The 16,865-nt window shown below is 74.1% G+C and carries 18 protein-coding genes; 7 read left to right on the top strand and 11 right to left on the bottom strand.

Annotated features, from left to right (window positions below):
* Nucleotides 1-70: 70 nt before the first annotated feature.
* From IE177_RS02685 to sigE, 3 genes are all read right to left on the bottom strand, one after another.
* Nucleotides 71-1,984, bottom strand: coding sequence for a S1C family serine protease (locus IE177_RS02685; protein ID WP_444545615.1), 1,914 nt, complete (start codon nt 1,982-1,984; stop codon nt 71-73).
* A gap of 407 nt (nt 1,985-2,391) precedes the next feature.
* Nucleotides 2,392-3,447, bottom strand: a complete 1,056-nt coding sequence (locus IE177_RS02680) for a zf-HC2 domain-containing protein (protein ID WP_190013048.1) — start codon at nt 3,445-3,447, stop codon at nt 2,392-2,394.
* Entirely contained in the window at nt 3,444-4,157 is a 714-nt protein-coding gene (gene sigE, locus IE177_RS02675) for an RNA polymerase sigma factor SigE (protein WP_190013047.1), read from the bottom strand. Before sigE ends, IE177_RS02680 begins: the two co-directional genes overlap by 4 nt.
* 234 nt (nt 4,158-4,391) lie before the next feature.
* On the opposite strand from sigE, the gene IE177_RS02670 reads away from it, so the two are divergent.
* On the top strand, nt 4,392-5,090 hold the full coding sequence (locus tag IE177_RS02670; protein WP_308431535.1) for an O-methyltransferase: 699 nt from the start codon (nt 4,392-4,394) through the stop codon (nt 5,088-5,090).
* A 91-nt stretch (nt 5,091-5,181) separates the two neighbouring features.
* Here IE177_RS02670 and IE177_RS02665 read toward each other — a convergent pair whose 3' ends face one another.
* Nucleotides 5,182-5,349, bottom strand: a complete 168-nt coding sequence (locus IE177_RS02665; protein ID WP_018544333.1) for a DUF3117 domain-containing protein — start codon at nt 5,347-5,349, stop codon at nt 5,182-5,184.
* A gap of 369 nt (nt 5,350-5,718) precedes the next feature.
* Between IE177_RS02665 and chcB the strand changes: the two genes are divergently transcribed.
* On the top strand, nt 5,719-6,522 hold the full coding sequence (gene chcB / locus IE177_RS02660; RefSeq protein WP_190013046.1) for a 2-cyclohexenylcarbonyl CoA isomerase: 804 nt from the start codon (nt 5,719-5,721) through the stop codon (nt 6,520-6,522).
* A gap of 67 nt (nt 6,523-6,589) precedes the next feature.
* Here chcB and IE177_RS02655 read toward each other — a convergent pair whose 3' ends face one another.
* Both IE177_RS02655 and IE177_RS02650 read right to left on the bottom strand, forming a co-directional pair.
* Nucleotides 6,590-7,177 (bottom strand): DNA-3-methyladenine glycosylase I, encoded by a 588-nt coding sequence (locus tag IE177_RS02655; RefSeq protein WP_190013045.1) that lies wholly within the window; start codon nt 7,175-7,177, stop codon nt 6,590-6,592.
* Nucleotides 7,174-7,527 carry a DivIVA domain-containing protein gene (locus tag IE177_RS02650; RefSeq protein WP_190013044.1) on the bottom strand — a complete coding sequence of 118 codons (354 nt, stop codon included), beginning with the start codon at nt 7,525-7,527 and terminating at the stop codon, nt 7,174-7,176. Before IE177_RS02650 ends, IE177_RS02655 begins: the two co-directional genes overlap by 4 nt.
* A gap of 137 nt (nt 7,528-7,664) precedes the next feature.
* Between IE177_RS02650 and folP the strand changes: the two genes are divergently transcribed.
* A complete protein-coding gene (gene folP, locus IE177_RS02645; protein WP_190013043.1) occupies nt 7,665-8,525 on the top strand; it encodes a dihydropteroate synthase in 861 nt (286 codons plus the stop codon).
* Nucleotides 8,526-8,577: 52 nt separating this feature from the next.
* Here folP and IE177_RS02640 read toward each other — a convergent pair whose 3' ends face one another.
* Both IE177_RS02640 and dapE read right to left on the bottom strand, forming a co-directional pair.
* Nucleotides 8,578-9,336 carry an LOG family protein gene (locus tag IE177_RS02640; protein ID WP_190013042.1) on the bottom strand — a complete coding sequence of 253 codons (759 nt, stop codon included), beginning with the start codon at nt 9,334-9,336 and terminating at the stop codon, nt 8,578-8,580.
* Between the two features lie 106 nt (nt 9,337-9,442).
* Nucleotides 9,443-10,522, bottom strand: coding sequence for a succinyl-diaminopimelate desuccinylase (dapE, locus tag IE177_RS02635; protein WP_190013041.1), 1,080 nt, complete (start codon nt 10,520-10,522; stop codon nt 9,443-9,445).
* A 147-nt stretch (nt 10,523-10,669) separates the two neighbouring features.
* On the opposite strand from dapE, the gene IE177_RS02630 reads away from it, so the two are divergent.
* Together IE177_RS02630 and IE177_RS02625 are read left to right on the top strand one after the other, a co-directional pair.
* A complete protein-coding gene (locus IE177_RS02630; protein ID WP_190013040.1) occupies nt 10,670-11,665 on the top strand; it encodes a VldE C-terminal domain-containing protein in 996 nt (331 codons plus the stop codon).
* A gap of 323 nt (nt 11,666-11,988) precedes the next feature.
* Nucleotides 11,989-12,492 carry an ATP-binding protein gene (locus IE177_RS02625; protein WP_190013039.1) on the top strand — a complete coding sequence of 168 codons (504 nt, stop codon included), beginning with the start codon at nt 11,989-11,991 and terminating at the stop codon, nt 12,490-12,492.
* Between the two features lie 117 nt (nt 12,493-12,609).
* Here the strand turns inward: IE177_RS02625 and IE177_RS02620 are convergent, their stop codons facing one another.
* Together IE177_RS02620 and fdxA are read right to left on the bottom strand one after the other, a co-directional pair.
* A complete protein-coding gene (locus IE177_RS02620; protein WP_190013038.1) occupies nt 12,610-13,728 on the bottom strand; it encodes a bifunctional succinyldiaminopimelate transaminase/glutamate-prephenate aminotransferase in 1,119 nt (372 codons plus the stop codon).
* A gap of 121 nt (nt 13,729-13,849) precedes the next feature.
* The gene (gene fdxA, locus IE177_RS02615; RefSeq protein ID WP_014674796.1) at nt 13,850-14,170 is read right to left on the bottom strand and encodes a ferredoxin; all 321 of its coding nucleotides are present in this window, start codon (nt 14,168-14,170) and stop codon (nt 13,850-13,852) included.
* Nucleotides 14,171-14,310: 140 nt separating this feature from the next.
* On the opposite strand from fdxA, the gene IE177_RS02610 reads away from it, so the two are divergent.
* Nucleotides 14,311-15,345, top strand: a complete 1,035-nt coding sequence (locus tag IE177_RS02610) for a GNAT family N-acetyltransferase (protein ID WP_190013351.1) — start codon at nt 14,311-14,313, stop codon at nt 15,343-15,345.
* A gap of 27 nt (nt 15,346-15,372) precedes the next feature.
* On the top strand, nt 15,373-16,239 hold the full coding sequence (locus IE177_RS02605) for a transglutaminase family protein (RefSeq protein ID WP_190013037.1): 867 nt from the start codon (nt 15,373-15,375) through the stop codon (nt 16,237-16,239).
* A 4-nt stretch (nt 16,240-16,243) separates the two neighbouring features.
* Here the strand turns inward: IE177_RS02605 and IE177_RS02600 are convergent, their stop codons facing one another.
* Nucleotides 16,244-16,858: a response regulator transcription factor gene (locus IE177_RS02600; RefSeq protein ID WP_190013036.1), complete on the bottom strand. Its 615-nt coding sequence runs from the start codon at nt 16,856-16,858 to the stop codon at nt 16,244-16,246.
* Nucleotides 16,859-16,865: the final 7 nt, after the last annotated feature.

Here is a 16,865-nt window from a genome sequence, read left to right as displayed (position 1 = left end):
CGAGTCCTCGGTCGCTCAACGGTACCCGGCGTTCCCGTCCGACCGGTACCGTCCCAAGGTGAGACTTCTGTCAGTTCCGCTCCGATGCGCCCAGCACGAGTGAGACCTTCCGTTCGCCGCCCCCGCGCCCGACGGTCAGGCGCAGCCGGTCACCGGGCCGGTGGGCACGGATCTTGACGATCAGCTCCTCGCCGGTGTGGACGCGTTCGCCGTCCACCTCCTTGATGACGTCGCCCGCCCTGAGGCCCGCCCGTTCGCCGGGGCCGCCCTTGATCACGGCCGGTCCGCCGGTCGCGCTCTTGCTGTCGATGCGGGCGCCGTCGCCGCTGTAGCCCATGTCGAGGGTGACGCCGATCACGGGGTGGGTCGCGCCGCCGTCGTTGATCAGTTCCTCCGCTACGCGCTTGGCCTGGTTGACCGGGATGGCGAAGCCGAGGCCGATGGAGCCGGCCTGACCGCCGCCCGTCTCCGAGCCGGTGCCGGCGGAGCGGATCGCCGAGTTGATCCCGATGACCCGGGCCCGCGAGTCGAGCAGCGGCCCGCCCGAATTGCCGGGGTTGATGGGCGCGTCGGTCTGCAGCGCGTCGACGTAGCTCACGTCGCTGCCGTCGCCCTTCTCCCCGCCGGCCGTTATGGGGCGTTCCTTGGCGCTGATGATGCCGGAGGTGACGGTGTTGGCCAGGTCGAAGGGCGCACCGATGGCGACGACGGGGTCGCCGACCTTGACGTCGTCGGAGTTGCCGAGGGGCAGGGGGGTGAGTCCGTGGACGCCGTGCACCTGGACGACGGCGAGGTCGTAGCCGCTGTCCCGGCCGACGACGTCGGCCCTGACGGTCTCTCCGCTGCTGAACGTCACGGATATCCGGCCGTCCGACCCGGCGGGCTCGACGACGTGGTTGTTGGTGAGGATGTGTCCCTCGCCGTCGAGCACGAACCCGGTGCCGGTGCCCGCCCGGTCGGCCCCTCTGACGTGCAGCGTGACGACGCTGGGCAGCGCGCGGGCGGCGATCCCGGCGACGCTGTCCGGGGCCCGTCCGGCAGGCACGCTCCCGGCCTGCGGGAGGTGCACGTCTCCGCCCAGGCCCTCGCGCTGCACGTAGGCGCCCGCGACTCCGCCGACGCCCGCGGAGACGACGGCGACCAGCAGGGTCCACGCCAGTGCCAGCCGCCTGCCCCGCCTGCGGCGCTGCGCGGCCGTCGGCACCGCGGCACCGGTCTGCTGCAACGCCCCCTGACCGAGCACCTGCTCGCCGGCCGAAGCGCCGGCCCAGGGGTCGTACCGCCGCCCGCCTTCCCCGCCCGCCTGCTCCCCGGCCACGGGAGCCGCGGGGGCGGGTACGGGAGCGCCGGCGGCGACGGAAGCGGTGGGCGCCGGAGCGCCGGGTCCCGCGACGCCGGCCGCGGCAGCGGGACCGCCAGACCCCGGAACACCGGCCGCGGCAGCGGGACCGCCAGGCCCTGCAGCGTCGGGAGCCGCGGCGGGAGCGCCGGGGCCCGCAAGGCCGGGAGCCGCGACGGGAGCGCCGGTTGCCGGAGCGTCAGGAGTGGCGGCGGGGGCGGCGGCCGCCGGAACACCCGGCGCGGCGACGGGAGCGGCCGTTGCCTGGGCGTCGGGTCCGCAGGCACCGGGCGCCGGCACGGAGGCCCCGGGCGTCGGCACGGGCGCGGCGAGGCCGGACGCAGCGGACTCACCGGACGCGAAGACCCCAGTGCCCGGCACAGAAGACCCCGGCACCGGCGCCGCGGCGCCGGACTCGAACGCACCGGAAGCCGCGGTCCCGGCGGCCGGCGCGGGAGCACCGGGCGGAGGGGCGGTCGGCCCCTGCGTCGGGACGGGGGCACCGAACGCGGGTGCGGGGGCCGTCGGTGGGGCGAGGTCGGTGCCGTGCGGCGGAGTGACGGAGGGGTGCTGGACGGGCGGTGCCGGCGCCCAGGGGCCCGGCTCGCCGTACGGCGGGGTGCTGTAGGGGTCGGGGTCGTGCAACGGCCTCGGCCGCTCCTCGGCCCCGGCCCAGGCGCTGTCACCGCCCCCTGTCGACGCCGCCACGGCGGCCTCCGCGCCGGTGCCGGCCGCCGGCGTCGGTGCGGATGCCGGCGTCGGTGCCGGCTTGGCCAGTTCGAAGTCGGCGGCGGTCGGGGCCGTGGGCTCGTCGCCCAGGACGGGCTCCGGCGCGGCACTCCCGGTCATGCCGGCAGGTGTCGTCCCCGCCTCTCCCTCCGGACGGTTCTCCGGCGGGACACGGTTCCCCTCGTTCATGTTCTCCCCACGGCTGGCCGCGGCCACCCGCTCGGGCGGCGGACGCGGAACGTCGACCACGCCCGCGGTTCCTCGCCGTGGGCACGGCCCTCACGGGATTCAACCAGGTTCGCGGGCCGTGGCGCAGTGGCCGGTCAGGGGGTCCGGTGCGGCATGGCCGGGGGCACCGCGGAAGCGGAGGCGGCGTCGGGGGCGGAGGCGGCGTCGGGGACGGGGGCGGGGGCGGTGTCGGGGACGGGGGCGGACAGCAGGCCGGGGCCGGTGGCTCCCGGCGCGGACAAGTCGGTGAGCGGGAGGGCCACCGTCTCGCCCAGCGGGCGTATCAGGGGCGACACGGCGGCCGCACCGGCCGACATCGGCGCGGTCAGACCCGGTACCAGCCCGCCGTGGGGCTGCTCGGCGGTGCCCGACGGCACTCCGGGCAGCAGCGGTGCCGACAAGGACGTCGGCGCCACCGGTGTCTGGCCGAGCCGCGCGCTGTCCGGAACCAGCAGCGGTCCCACCGCGCGCCGGCGCTGGGTGTCGGGCGCGGCCGCGCCACCGCCGCCCGAGCCGGTGCCCGGACCCGTGCCGGCCGAGCGTGCCGGGACCACGTTGCTGCCGGTGCCTGAGCCGCGGGCCTCGCCGGTCAGGTCGCCGGGGATGACGGTGGTGACACCGCCGAGGGCCACCGCGGCCAGCGACACCGCGCCGGCGGCGGCGACGGCGAACCGCAGTCCGCGCGAGGCGGAGCGGCCGTCGTCCGGGCGGGCGACGGGGTGGATACGGAAGCCGCGCTCCTCGGGCACGGGGGCCGCGTGGTGCGGACGCGCGGGAACGTAGCCGAACGCGAAGCGCTCGGCGCGCCTCACTCCGAAGACGCCCGCGGTATCCGCGTCCGGGCCTCGGCCGAGGAGTCCGCCACCGGACGGGGGCGTGCCGCCACCGTCCGGGTCGCCTCCAGCGGGAAGGCCCTGCAGGCGGGCCAGGAAGCTTTCCGAGGGCGGGGGCGGGGCCGCCGCCGCGAAGACGTTCTTCAGCGCGCGCTGGGCGTCCGCCTCCGCCTTGCAGCGGGCACAGGTGGCCAGGTGCGCGAGGACGCGCTCACGCGTCTCATGACCCAGCTCTCCGTCCACCAGGGCGGAGAGCCGGTCTCCCAGGTGCTGCTCTGCGAGGCGCGCCTCGACAGGTTCCGGCCGTGATCCACTCACGCGGTCGCGCCCCCTCCCCCCAGAGCGGGGACCCGGGCCATGAAGGAGCGCCGCTCGGCCGCGCGGGCCTCCGGGGAGCGGTGCGCCAGGGCCTTGCGGAGCTGGGAGCGGCCGCGGTGGATGCGGGAGCGGACCGTGCCGAGCTTGACGCCGAGGGTCGCGGCGATCTCCTCGTACGACAGCCCCTCGATGTCGCACAGGACGACGGCGGCGCGGAACTCGGGCGCGAGCGTGTCGAGGGCCTGCTGGACGTCGGCGTCGAAGTGGGCGTCGTTGAAGAGCTGCTGCGGGGTGGGTTCGCGGCTGGCCAGGCGCTCGGCCGCGTCCTCGCCCAGCGCGTCGAAGCGGATGCGCTGCTTGCGCCGGACCATGTCCAGGAAGAGGTTCGTGGTGATGCGGTGCAGCCAGCCCTCGAAGGTGCCCGGCGAGTACGTCGACAGGGAGCGGAAGACGCGGACGAAGACCTCCTGGGTGAGGTCCTCGGCGTCGTGCTGGTTGCCCGTCAGACGGTAGGCCAGGCGGTAGACCCGGGCACTGTGCGTACTGACGATCTCCTCCCACGTGGGCGGAGTCCACGCCTGCCCGTCCGCGTCGGTGGCGAAGGTCGCGGTCTGGGTGTCGCCTGCGGCGAAACCGGCGGCGTGGCGGTCAGCAGCGGTGTCGGTCACGGATTTCGGCCTGCCCGCCGACCCGAGGAAGCGCCGCAGCACTCCGCCCCGGTCCCCAGGCGTAGCCGCACCTCCCCTGTCGGCTCTGGTGGTGTCCAGTGGAGCCCCTACCATAGCCACCTCGCCCGTTAGCTCCGGATAAGCGGTTTTACGAAAATTTGATGTGGGCTGATACGGCTCATCCGGCTGCGTCAGCAGTTGCTCGGCGTCCTGTTCCACCTCTTACCCCCCGTCGCGTCCCGGGCCACCGGCTCGACTCTTTCAACGCCCGGCCTCATCTGCGGGTTCCCGACGCCAACGGATACAGTCACGCCCAGGCAACCATGGGGACGGGAGAGGGTCATTACCGGCAACCGGCAGACGAGCTGGGCGTTCGCCGACGCCTTTGTCGCCGAGGACGAGGCGCTGCGCTGGGCCCGCGACCGGGCTCGCGAGGCAGGGCTGCGCTCGGTGTCGCCCGGCACGGGCGCCGCGCTGCGTCTGCTCGCCGCCTCCGTGGACGCGAAGGCGGTCGCCGAGATCGGCACCGGCTGCGGGGTGTCCGGGATCCATCTGCTGCACGGCATGCGCCCGGACGGGGTGCTCACCACGGTCGACTCGGAGCCGGAGCACCAGCAGTTCGCCCGGCAGGCCTTCCGGGCCTGCGGCTTCGCCAGCAACCGGGCCCGCTTCATCCCGGGCAGCGCCCTGGAGGTGCTGCCACGGCTCGCGGACGCCGGTTACGACCTGGTCTTCTGCGACGGTGACCGGCTGGAGTACCCGGACTACCTCGCTGAATCGTTGCGCCTGCTGCGTCCGGGCGGCCTGGTGGTGTTCGAGGGCGTCTTCGCCAACGGCCGTACGGTCGACTCCGGACCGCAGCCCACCGAGGTGCTGCGGCTGCGGGAGCTGCTGCGCACGGTGCGCGAGAGCCAGGAACTCGTCTCGTCGCTGCTGCCGGTGGGCGACGGACTGCTGTGCGCCGTCAGGCGGTGAGTCCGCCCGGAGCGGGCCGCCGGAACGCGGCTGCCCCGGCACCGCGTATTACGATGCCGGGGCAGCCGGTGAGGACAGGATCGCTGGGACGTCAGACGACGACCTTCTTCAGGGCGTCGCCAAGCGCCTCGGCCTCGTCAGGGGTCAGCTCGACGACGAGTCGACCGCCGCCTTCGAGCGGAACGCGCATGACGATGCCCCGCCCCTCCTTGGTCACCTCGAGCGGGCCATCACCCGTCCGCGGCTTCATGGCCGCCATGCTCGTTCCCCTTCCTGAAACCCAGCTCATCGTCTGCCGACGGACCCGAAAGGGCCCCGCCGCCCGAAACGGACACGCGTCACCGGCATCGAACACATTGCTTCCAGGCCATTATCCCGCATCCCAGGACCCGATGACCAACATCAGTAGGCATCGCTTGGGCAACGCGCGCGAGCAAAACCACTCAATTCGGGGATGTGGCTGCGATACTGCGCCGCCGCACGGACGTCCGCCGCCCGGCTCCGCTCCGGTTTTCTTAGACGCAGGTCACACGTCCGGTCCGGCCCTTGGCCGCCGATCTCCGCCATGCTGTCCTCTGACAAGGACCTACTGAGCGGTACGCGACCGCCACACCGGAGGGGATGCCCCATGGCCGACACCGTGCTCTACGAGGTGAGCGACGGACTCGCGACGATCACGCTGAACCGCCCCGAGGCGATGAACGCGCTCAACATCGCGACCAAGGTCGCCCTCCGGGAGGCGGCGGAATCCGCGGCCGCGGACACGGCCGTGCGGGCGATCCTGCTGACCGCCGCCGGGGAGCGGGCGTTCTGCGTGGGACAGGACCTGAAGGAGCACGTCGGGCTGCTCGTCAGCGACCGGGAGACCGGGTCGCGGCACACCATGAGCACGGTCAAGGAGCACTACAACCCGATCGCGCTGGCCCTCGTCGGGGCGCCCAAGCCGGTGGTGGCCGCCGTGAACGGTGTGGCGGCCGGGGCCGGCTTCGGCTTCGCGCTCGCCGCGGACTACCGGATCGTGGCCGACACCGCCGCCTTCAACACGTCCTTCGCCGGTGTGGCGCTGACGGCCGACTCCGGCATCTCGTGGACGCTGCCCCGGGTGATCGGCCCGAGCCGCGCGACGGACCTGCTGCTCTTCCCGCGCAACATCAGCGCCCAGGACGCGCTGGAGCTGGGCATCGCCAACCGGGTCGTCCCCTCCGCCGAACTGCGCGCCGAGGCCGGGAAGGTGGCCCGGGCACTGGCCGACGGGCCGACGGTGGCGTACGCGGCGATCAAGGAGTCGGTGGCCTACGGCCTGAACCACTCCCTCTCCGAGACGCTGGAGAAGGAGGACGAGCTGCAGACGCGCGCCGGGCAGTCCGAGGACCACACGATCGCGGTGCAGGCGTTCGTGAACAAGGAGAAGCCGAAGTACCTGGGCCGGTGAGCCCGGGGCCGTGGCGACACGGGGGCCGCGGGTCCGCGGTGGCGGGCCGCGCGGCTCCCCGCGCCCCTCAGGGGGCGCTTCTCGCCACGCACGCCTCCAGGTGGTCGTTCACCAGCCCGCACGCCTGCATCAGGGCGTACGCCGTCGTCGGGCCGACGAACCCCAGGCCCCGCTTCTTCAGGGCCTTCGACAGGGCCGTGGACTCCGGGGTGACCGGCGGGACGTCGGCGAGGGTCCGGGGGACGGGCCGGCCGGCCGGGTCCGGGGCGTGGGACCAGATCAGCTCGTCCAGCTCGCCCTCCGCCCAGCCGGCGAGTACGCGCGCGTTGGCGAGCGTGGCGTCGATCTTGGCGCGGTTGCGGATGATGCCGGGGTCGGCCAGCAGGCGCTCGCGGTCCTCGTCGGTGAAGGCGGCGACCTTCTCGATGCGGAATCCGGCGAAGGCCGCGCGGAAGCCGGGGCGGCGGCGCAGGATCGTGATCCAGGACAGGCCCGACTGGAAGGCCTCCAGGCTGATCCGCTCGAAGAGGGCGTCGTCGCCGTGGACCGGGCGGCCCCACTCCTCGTCGTGGTACGACACGTAGTCCACGGTGGACAGGGCCCAGGGGCAGCGCAGGGCGCCGTCGGGTCCGGCGAGGGCGGTCGCGGCGCTCATCGCCGGCCCTCCTGCCCGGGCTTGTCCGCGCGCGCGTGCGCGGCGGCGGCCCTGGCTCCCGCCAGCGCGGACTCCAGGTCGGCGATCCGGGCGTCCCGCTCGGCGAGTTCGGCGGCGAGACGGCCGAGGGCGTCGTCGACGTCGGACATGCGGTAGCCGCGCGGGGCGACGGGGAAGCGCAGGCTCTCCACGTCCGCGCGGCCCACCGGACGATCCACGGGCAGCGGGTCCCGCAGCCGCTCGGGCGCCGCCTCGGGCAGCGGGCCGCTCTCGCCGCCGCCCACCACGGCGAGCGTCACCGCGGCGACCACGACGGCCAGCGCGACGACCAGGAACAAGAACATCACCATCGCCAGGGGTCCCCACGCTCTGTACCGGACGCTGTGCCGGACGCTGAATGTGTCAGGGTCCGATCGTGCCATGCGAGTCTGACAGTTAGGGTCGCAGGCGGCCGCACTGCGGGACGCACTAGGAGAGGTCACAGCGGATGCTCAGGCTGGGCAGGCGGGAATTCGGGCCCCACGAGCCGGTGATCATGGCGATCGTGAACCGGACTCCGGACTCCTTCTACGACCGGGGGGCCACCTTCCGTGACGAGCCGGCCCTCGCGCGCGTGGAACGGGCGGTGGCCGAGGGCGCCGCGATCATCGACATCGGCGGGGTGAAGGCCGGGCCGGGCGAGGAGGTCACGGCCGAGGAGGAGGCGCGGCGGACGGTCGGCTTCGTCGCCGAGGTACGGCGCCGGTTCCCCGATGTGATCATCAGCGTGGACACCTGGCGGGCCGAGGTCGGCGAGGCGGTGTGCGCGGCGGGCGCGGACCTGCTGAACGACGCGTGGGGCGGGGTGGACCCGGGGCTGGCCGAGGTCGCGGCGCGGTACGGGGCGGGGCTGGTGTGCACGCACGCGGGGGGCGCGCAGCCGCGGACCCGCCCGCACCGGGTGACGTACGACGACGTCATGGCCGACATCCTGGAGGTGACCCTGGGGCTGGCGGAGCGGGCGGTGGCGCTGGGGGTGCCCCGGGAGTCGGTGCTGATCGACCCCGGGCACGACTTCGGCAAGAACACGCGCCACAGCCTGGAGGCGACGCGGCGGCTGGACGAGATGGTCGCGACGGGGTGGCCGGTGCTGGTGTCGCTGTCCAACAAGGACTTCGTGGGCGAGTCCCTGGACCGGCCGGTCAAGGAGCGGTTGATCGGCACGCTCGCGACGACGGCGGTGTCCGCGTGGCTGGGGGCGCAGGTCTACCGGGTGCACGAGGTCGCCGAGACGCGTCAGGTGCTGGACATGGTGGCGTCGATCGCCGGCCACCGGGTCCCCGCGGTGGCCCGGCGGGGCCTGGCCTGAGCCCGGGGGGCTCCGGTCGCCGGGAGCCCCACCGGGAGCCTCTCGCCAGGGCTCAGCGGCCCGCCTCCTTGGAGACCAGGGCCACGGCCTCCTCCACGTCGTCCGTCAGGTGGAAGAGCAGCAGGTCCTTCTCCGCCGCCTTGCCCTGGGCCACCAGCGTGTTCTGCAGCCAGGACACCAGGCCGCCCCAGTACTCGCTGCCGAAGAGGACGATCGGGAAGCGGGTGACCTTCTGGGTCTGGACCAGGGTCAGCGCCTCGAAGAGTTCGTCGAGGGTGCCGAGGCCGCCGGGGAGGACGACGAACCCCTGCGCGTACTTCACGAACATCATCTTGCGGACGAAGAAGTAGCGGAAGTTCAGTCCGATGTCGACGTAGGGGTTCAGTCCCTGCTCGAAGGGAAGCTCGATGCCGAGCCCCACCGAGGTGCCGCCCGCCTCGCACGCGCCCTTGTTGGCCGCCTCCATCGCGCCCGGGCCGCCGCCGGTGATCACCGCCCAGCCGGCCTGCACCAGCCCCCGGCCGAGCCGCACGCCCGCGTCGTACTCCGCCGAGTCCACCGGCGTGCGCGCCGAGCCGAACACGCTGATCGCGGGCGGGAGTTCGGCGAGGGTGCCGAAACCCTCGATGAACTCCGACTGGATCCGCAGGACCCGCCAGGGGTCGGTGTGGACCCAGTCCGTGGGCGCGCGCTCGTCCAGCAGCCGCTGGTCGGTGGTGCTGGCCGTCACCTGTCCCCGCCGTCGGAGGACCGGTCCGAGCCGCTGCTCGTCCGGCGGCTGCTTCTTCCCCTCGGGGTTCCCGGTAGCCATGTGCGCTCCCTCCGCTTGCCGGTGGTTCGGTCTCAGACTAGATCTACGCGGGTTACGGAGGGGGGACGTACGCGTGTCCGGGTCGCGGCGGCGCGCCCGGCGCGGTCTACGCGGTCAGCCAGTTCCGCAGCCGCTCCTCGCCCGCGAGGATCTTCCCGGTCTGTACGCGCTCGTCGCGCTTGTGGGCGAGGTGCGGGTTGCCCGGGCCGTAGTTGACGGCGGGGATGCCCAGCGCGGAGAAGCGGGAGACGTCCGTCCAGCCGTACTTCGGCTGCGGGGTGCCGCCCACCGCCTCGATGAAGGCCGCGGCGGCCGGGTGGGAGAGGCCGGGCAGCGCGCCGCCGCTGTGGTCGACGACCGTGAACTCCTCCACACCGCAGTCCGCGAACACCTCGCGGACGTGGGCGACGGCCTCCTCCTCCGTGCGGTCGGGGGCGTAGCGGAAGTTGACCGTCACGACGCACTCGTCGGGGATGACGTTGCCGGCGACGCCGCCGCTGATGCCGACCGCGTTCATCCCCTCGCGGTACTCCAGGCCGTCGATCACCGGGTAGCGGGGCTCGTAGGACGCCAGGCGGGCCAGGACGGGGGCCGCGGCGTGGATGGCGTTGGAGCCCATCCAGCCGCGCGCCGAGTGGGCCCGCTCCCCCTTGGTCCGCAGCAGCACCCGCAGGGTGCCCTGGCAGCCGCCCTCGACCTCGCCGTCCGAGGGTTCCAGCAGGATCGCGAAGTCGCCCGCCAGCCACTCCGGACGGGCCTCGGCGACGTGCTTGAGCCCGTTGAGGTCGGCGGCCACCTCCTCGTTGTCGTAGAAGACGAAGGTGAGGTCGCGGTTGGGTGCGGGGACGGTGGCCGCGATGCGCAGCTGCACCGCCACGCCCGCCTTCATGTCGCAGGTGCCGCAGCCCCACAGCACGCCGTCCTCGTCGAGGCGCGAGGGGACGTTGTCCGCGATCGGGACGGTGTCGATGTGGCCGGCCAGGATCACGCGCTCGGCGCGGCCGAGGTCGGTGCGGGCGATCACGTTGTTGCCGAAGCGGTCGACCGTCAGGTGCGGCAGGGCGCGCAGGGCGGTCTCGATCGCGTCCGCGAGCGGCTTCTCGGTGCCGCTCTCGGAGGGGATGTCCACCAGGCGCGCGGTGAGCGCGGCGGCGTCGAGCGTGAGGTCAAGGGAGGTGTCGGCCATGGCCACGACCCTAGACCCTGTCGTCAGACTCCCGGGGCAGGCGGGAGTTCGACGACAGGGCCTCCAGGGGTGTCCGACGCGCCGGGCCGGCGACGCGGGGTTCGCACCCCCCGCGAGGACTCCGGAGGGCTCCAGTACCTTGTACGCGTGCCAGAGCCGTCCCCCACCCGTCCCAAGCGTCGCGGTCGCCTCCTCCGTTTCATGGCGGCCCTGTTGGTCCTGTGCGGTGTCGCCGCGTACCTCGTGGTGCAGTACGTCACCGGAGGCGGCGGGGCGCGCGGCTGCCGGGTGATCTCGGCGTCGGGCGCCAGGGCGTCGTTCGAGTTCACGCCGGAGCAGGCCGGGAACGCCGCGACGATCGCCGCCGTCGGCACCGGGCGCGGGATGCCCCGCCGGGCCGTGACGATCGCGCTCGCGACCGCCCTGCAGGAGTCGGGGCTGCGCAACATCGAGCACGGCGACCGGGACTCGCTGGGCCTGTTCCAGCAGCGGCCCTCGCAGGGCTGGGGCACCGAGAAGCAAATCCTGGACCCGACGTACGCGGCGGGCATCTTCTACGCCCACCTGGCCAGGGTGCCGCACTACAGCGAACTGCCGCTGACGGTGGCCGCGCAGCGCGTGCAGCGCAGCGGCTACCCGGAGGCCTACGCCAAGCACGAGGCGGACGCCGCACTGCTGTCGGGGGCGCTGACCGGGCAGTCGGCGGCCGCGCTGACCTGCGACGGACGTCCGGAGCGCACGGCGTCGGCGACCGGTCCGGACGCCGTGCGGGACGCGCTGGTGCGTGACTTCGGGCGGGACGCGCTGCAGGAGACCGGCGCGCAGGTGGGCGGCACGCCCGTGCCGTCGCCGTCGCCGTCGCCGAGCGTGACGGCGACCGCGCGCGGGCGGACCGTGACGGTGCCCGTGCGCACGGGCGGCGAGCCGGCCGCGAGCGGGCGCGGCGAACGCGAGCGGGGCTGGCAGCTGGCGCAGTGGGCGGTCGCCAACTCCGGGGCGCTGCACATCGAGCGGGTGTCGTACGCGGGCCGGGAGTGGACCGCCGGGAGCGACGGCGACGAGTGGCGGACGGTGCGTCCGGGCGGGGCCGCCGGGGCGGAGAAGTCCGCGGGGACCGTCCGGATCGTGACCGGGACGCGCTGACCGCACCGCGGCGCCCCTCGTCGTCGTGACCGGACAGCAGTGCGGGGCCTCCCCCCGGCGGGTTGCCGGACCCTGGCCGGCCGGGGGGTCCGGATGGACCCGGTGCCGCGGGCCGTAACCCTTGCGAATCAAGGGGTGTAAGGATTCTGCGGGGCCTCGGCGTGATCTCCTTTGCCCGTTTTTATCCACACCTGATAATGCGATGCATTGCCCATTCTTTACGTGGGGCGTCCGCAACCTTCGCGGGGTTCGAGCGGTAGTCACGGCGTCCGGGCCGGACACCCGCCCGGACGCACACGTTCTCTCCCGTCGAATGGAGCATCATGTCCCTCCCTCTGACCCGCCGGATCGCCCGTGCCGCGCTGCTCGTCGCAGCGGGAGCGGCTGCCGGGGTCGGTGCGGCCGGCTCCGCCGGTGCGGCGAACCTGCCGGCCTCCACCCCGAACGTGGGTGGCCTGACCGCCCTGGACGGGGCGCACGTCGGCAACACCGTCGACGGTGCCGCGCAGAGCACCACCTCTCTCGCGGGTGACGCCGGCAGCCGGGTCGTCGACCAGGCGGTGCCGGCCGCGGGCAAGGCCGGCGGCGGCGCAGTGAAGAAGGCGACGCCCGCGGCGCAGAAGGCCGCGAGGGACACCGCCGGGACCGCGGGCGGCGTCCTCGCGGACACCGCCTCCGGCGCCTCCAGGGGCGGTCTGCCGACGGACACCCTGTCCAAGGGCCGGCTGGCGAACGGCGGTCTGGCGAAGGGTGTGGCCAGGGGCGGGCTGACCAAGGGCCTGCCCACCTCGTCACTGCCGACGAAGGGCGTGCAGCTGGGCGGCTGACGCCGGCACGGCCCGACGGCGGCGGGGTCCGGGGGTTGCCTGGGCCCCGCCGTCCCGCGTCCACCGGGCCGGGCGGCCGCCAGGCCCTTCCGGCCGGCGCGGCGCAGGCGGGAAGCGTCAGACGGGCCCTGGACCGGGTCCGGCCTGGAGGCGGTCCACCGCCGCCCGGACGCGCTCGTCCGTCGCCGTCAGAGCCACCCGTACGAACTTCTCGCCGGCCGCGCCGTAGAAGTCCCCGGGAGCCACCAGGATGCCGAGGCCGGCCAGGTGGGCGACGGTGTCCCAGCAGGACTCGTCGCGGGTGGCCCACAGGTACAGGCTCGCCTCGCTGTGCTCGATGCGGAAGCCGTGGCCGAGCAGGGCCGCCCGCAGCGCCTCACGGCGGGCGGCGTAGCGCTCGCGCTGGACGCGCACGTGCTCGTCGTCGCCGAGGGCCGCCACCACGGCCGCCTGGGTGGGCGCGGAGGTCATCATGCCGCCGTGCTTGCGGATCTCCAGCAGGGGCCCGAGGACGGCCGGGTCGCCGGCGATGAAGGCCGCGCGGTAGCCCGCCAGGTTCGAGCGCTTGGAGAGGCTGTGGACGGCGACGATGCCGTCGTAGGAGCCGCCGTTGACGTCCGGGTGCAGGACCGAGACCGGGTCGGTCTCCCAGCCCAGCTCCAGGTAGCACTCGTCGGAGACGAGCAGGACGCCGTGCTCGCGGGCCCAGGCGACGATGCCGGTCAGGTCCTCCTTGGAGAGGACCTTGCCCGTCGGGTTGGACGGGGAGTTCAGCCAGAGGAGCTTCAGGCCCGCCGGGTCCAGTTCGCGCGGGTCGTCGTAGACCTCGTAGCCGGCGCGGGCGAGGCGGGCGCCGACCTCGTAGGTCGGGTAGGCGAGGCGCGGGTGGGCCACCCTGTCGCCGGGGCCGAGACCCAGCTGGGTCGGCAGCCAGGCCACCAGTTCCTTGGAGCCGACGACCGGCAGGACGTGGCGGTGGGTGACCCCGCGGGCGCCCAGGCGGCGCTCCAGCCAGCCGGTGATCGCGTCGCGCAGTGCCGGCGTGCCCCACACCGTCGGGTAGCCCGGGGAGTCGGCCGCGTCGATCAGGGCCTTCTGGATCAGCTCGGGTACCGGGTCGACGGGGGTGCCGACGGAGAGGTCGACGATGCCGCCGGGGTGGGCCGCCGCCGTCTTCTTGTAGGGCTCCAGCTTGTCCCAGGGGAAGGTGGGCAGCCGGTCGGAGACTGCAGACACGATCTGTGGCTCGCTTTCGTCTGGTGCGGCGAACGCGTCGGTCCCGCACGGCGGTGATCGGACGATCGGGCCGTACGGGACCGGGGCGGCGCGGTGTGCGTGCCGCTTGGCGCCTAAACGGTCACTCGCCCTGCGGCGGCAGCGCGGCGACGAACGGGTGGTCGCGCTCGATCAGCCCCAGCTTGCTGGCGCCGCCGGGAGAGCCGAGCTCGTCGAAGAACTCGACGTTCGCCTTGTAGTAGTCCTTCCACTCCTCCGGGACGTCGTCCTCGTAGAAGATCGCCTCGACCGGGCAGACCGGCTCACAGGCACCACAGTCGACGCATTCGTCCGGGTGGATGTACAAGGACCGCTGGCCCTCGTAGATGCAGTCGACCGGGCACTCCTCGATGCACGCCTTGTCCTTGACGTCGACACAAGGCTGCGCGATGACGTAGGTCACGCTGTCGTTCCTCCTCGATAGGGCGCTGGCGGGCCTCCACAGGCTCCGCCGCCTGGCGCGCGGGAGCGCGGCGTCGTCGATGCCCGCCCCTAGTATCTCCGTTCCGGAGCATGATCCGAACAGGAGGGGTGAACCTGCCAGTGGAAATCTCGGCGACAGGACGTCTGGAAGTCCGTATCACCCCCGCTGACGTGGGCAAACGGGTGTCCGTGCGGTGCTGGCACGAAGCTGCCGCGACGCAGGAGAAGTTCACTGACACGGTGGGAGTTCTCACATCATGGGATGAGGGCGTCCTCATGATCACACGCCGGGACGGGCAAGGCGTCCGCATTCCGGAATCCACCCTGGTCGCGGGGAAGGTCGTACCGGCCGCTCCGGCGCGGCGCCGGGGGCCCGCGGCGTCCTACGCCGAGCTGGCGCGGGTCGTCTCACGCGGATGGCGGCCGGTGGAGAGCGAGCGGCTCGGGGAGTGGGAGCTGCGGGCTGCCGCGGGCTTCACCCGGCGCGCCAACAGCGTGCTGCCGCTCGGCGACCCCGGGCTTCCGCTCGACGCGGCCCTGGCGGCCGTACGACGCTGGTACGGCGAGCGTGGCCTGCCCGCCTACGTCCAGACCGCCACCGGAGCCGAGGGCACGCAGGAACTGCTGTGCGCGGAGCTGGAGCGGCGCGGCTGGGTGCGGGAGGTGACCGCCGAGCTGTGGACCGGCGCCCTGGCGCCGGTCGCGGACCGGGCGGAGGGCGCGGGTGTGGTCCTGTCCCGGGAGGCGGACGAGGCGTGGCTCGCCCGGTACCAGCGCAAAGGGGTGAGCGAGGTGGCCCTGCGGGTGCTCGGCGGCGGTCCGTCGGTGTGGTTCGCGTCCGTGCCCGGAGCCGGGGACGAACCGCCGGCGGCGATCGGGCGGTGTGTCGTGGACGGGCGGTGGGCCGGTTTCGCGGCGGTCGAGGTGGACCCCGGCCGGCGGCGGCAGGGGCTCGCCGTGGAGGTGATGTCCGCGCTGGCGCGGCGCGCGCTGGACGAGGGCGCGTCGGCGGCGTGGCTGCAGGTCGAGACGGACAACGTGCCCGCCCGCGCGCTGTACGCCGCCCTGGGCTTCACCCCGCACCACACGTACCACCACTACCGGGCCCCGCAGGCCCCGTCCGGTGGGCCGGGCCCGGTGCCGGGGGCGTTGTAGGGACGTTGGGGAAAGGCTGGGCCTGTCATGGGGCACTCTCATCTGCCGCCGCCGTATCCGCCGTCGCCGGAGCGGTCCGCCGAGCTGCGGGAGCGGTTCGCCGAGGAGGCGCGCTCGGAGCGGCCGGACCTGTCCGCGCTGTGCCTGCTGATCGGCGCGGACGCGGACGGCTCGCTGGACGAGGCCGGCATCGACGCCGCGCAGCTGGAGCTGGACAGGCTGGCGGGCGAACTGCCGTACCGGCCCGGCGGGCCGATCGCGTGGGCGGAGGCCGTGCGGCGGCTGCTCGGCACGCGCTACGGGTTCCACGGGACCCCGGCCGACTACCAGCGGCTGGAGTCCTCGCTGCTGCACGCGGTGCTGCGGCGGCGGCGCGGGCTGCCGATCCTGCTGTCGGTCGTGTGGCTGGAGGTGGCGCGCCGGGCGGGGGCGCCGGTGTACGGCGTCGCGCTGCCCGGGCACTTCGTGGTCGGGTTCGGCGAGGCGCTGGAGCAGGTGCTGGCGGATCCCTTCGACGGGGGCCGGACGCTGACCGGTGCCGACGCCGGGTTGCTCGTGGCCGGGGCCACGGGGGCGCCGCTGGACCCCTCGATGCTGGAGCCCGCCGCGCCGCTGGAGGTCGTACAGCGCATCCTGAACAACATACGGGCGTGGGCCGCCGCCCGGCCCGAACGCTCCGACGTCGCCCTGCGTGCCGTGGAGCTGGCGCTGCTGGTGCCCTCGCACCCGGCCCGGCTGCGCTACGAGCGCGGGCAGCTCCTCGTCCAGCGGGGGGAGTTCGTCGCGGGCGCCGAGGAACTGGACACCTACGCCGACCTGATCGAGGTCGTCGACGAGCCTGCGGCCCACAAGGTGCGCCGGCAGGCCCACAGCGCCCGGTCGATGCTCAACTGAGCCCTCACAGCCAGCCCTTCTCCCGCGCCGTCCGCACCGCCTCCGCCCTGTTGCGGACCGCGAGCTTCTGTATCGCCGTGGAGAGGTAGTTGCGGACCGTGCCCTGGGAGAGGTGCAGGGTCCTGGCCAGTTCGGCGTTGGTGGAGCCGTCGGCCGCCGCGCGCAGCACCTCGCGTTCGCGCTCGGTCAGCGGGTTGGCGCCCTCGGCGAGCGCGGCGGCGGCGAGCGTGGGGTCGATGACCCGCTCGCCGGCCAGCACCTTGCGGATCGCCTCGGCGAGCTGGGCGGCCGGGGCGTCCTTGACGAGGAACGCGTCGGCGCCCGCCTCCATGGCACTGCGCAGGTACCCGGGGCGGCCGAAGGTGGTGAGGACGACGAGCTTGACCCCCGGGTGCTCGCGGTGCACCCGGGCGGCCGCCTCGATGCCCGTGCAGCCCGGCATCTCGATGTCGAGCAGCGCGACGTCCACGCCGTGCGCGCCGACGGCCGCCAGCACCTCGTCGCCGCGCGCGACCTGGGCGACGACCTCGATGTCGTCCTCCAGGCCGAGCAGCGCGGCCAGCGCCTCGCGGACCATCGACTGGTCCTCGGCCAGCAGAACCTTGATCGAGCTCGTCATGGAGCGG

This window comes from Streptomyces lucensis JCM 4490, from assembly GCF_014650035.1.
GTDB lineage: Bacteria > Actinomycetota > Actinomycetes > Streptomycetales > Streptomycetaceae > Streptomyces > Streptomyces lucensis.
The sequence above is the reverse complement of the archived record's forward strand: the minus strand, read 5'-3'. Positions and strand labels throughout refer to the sequence as shown.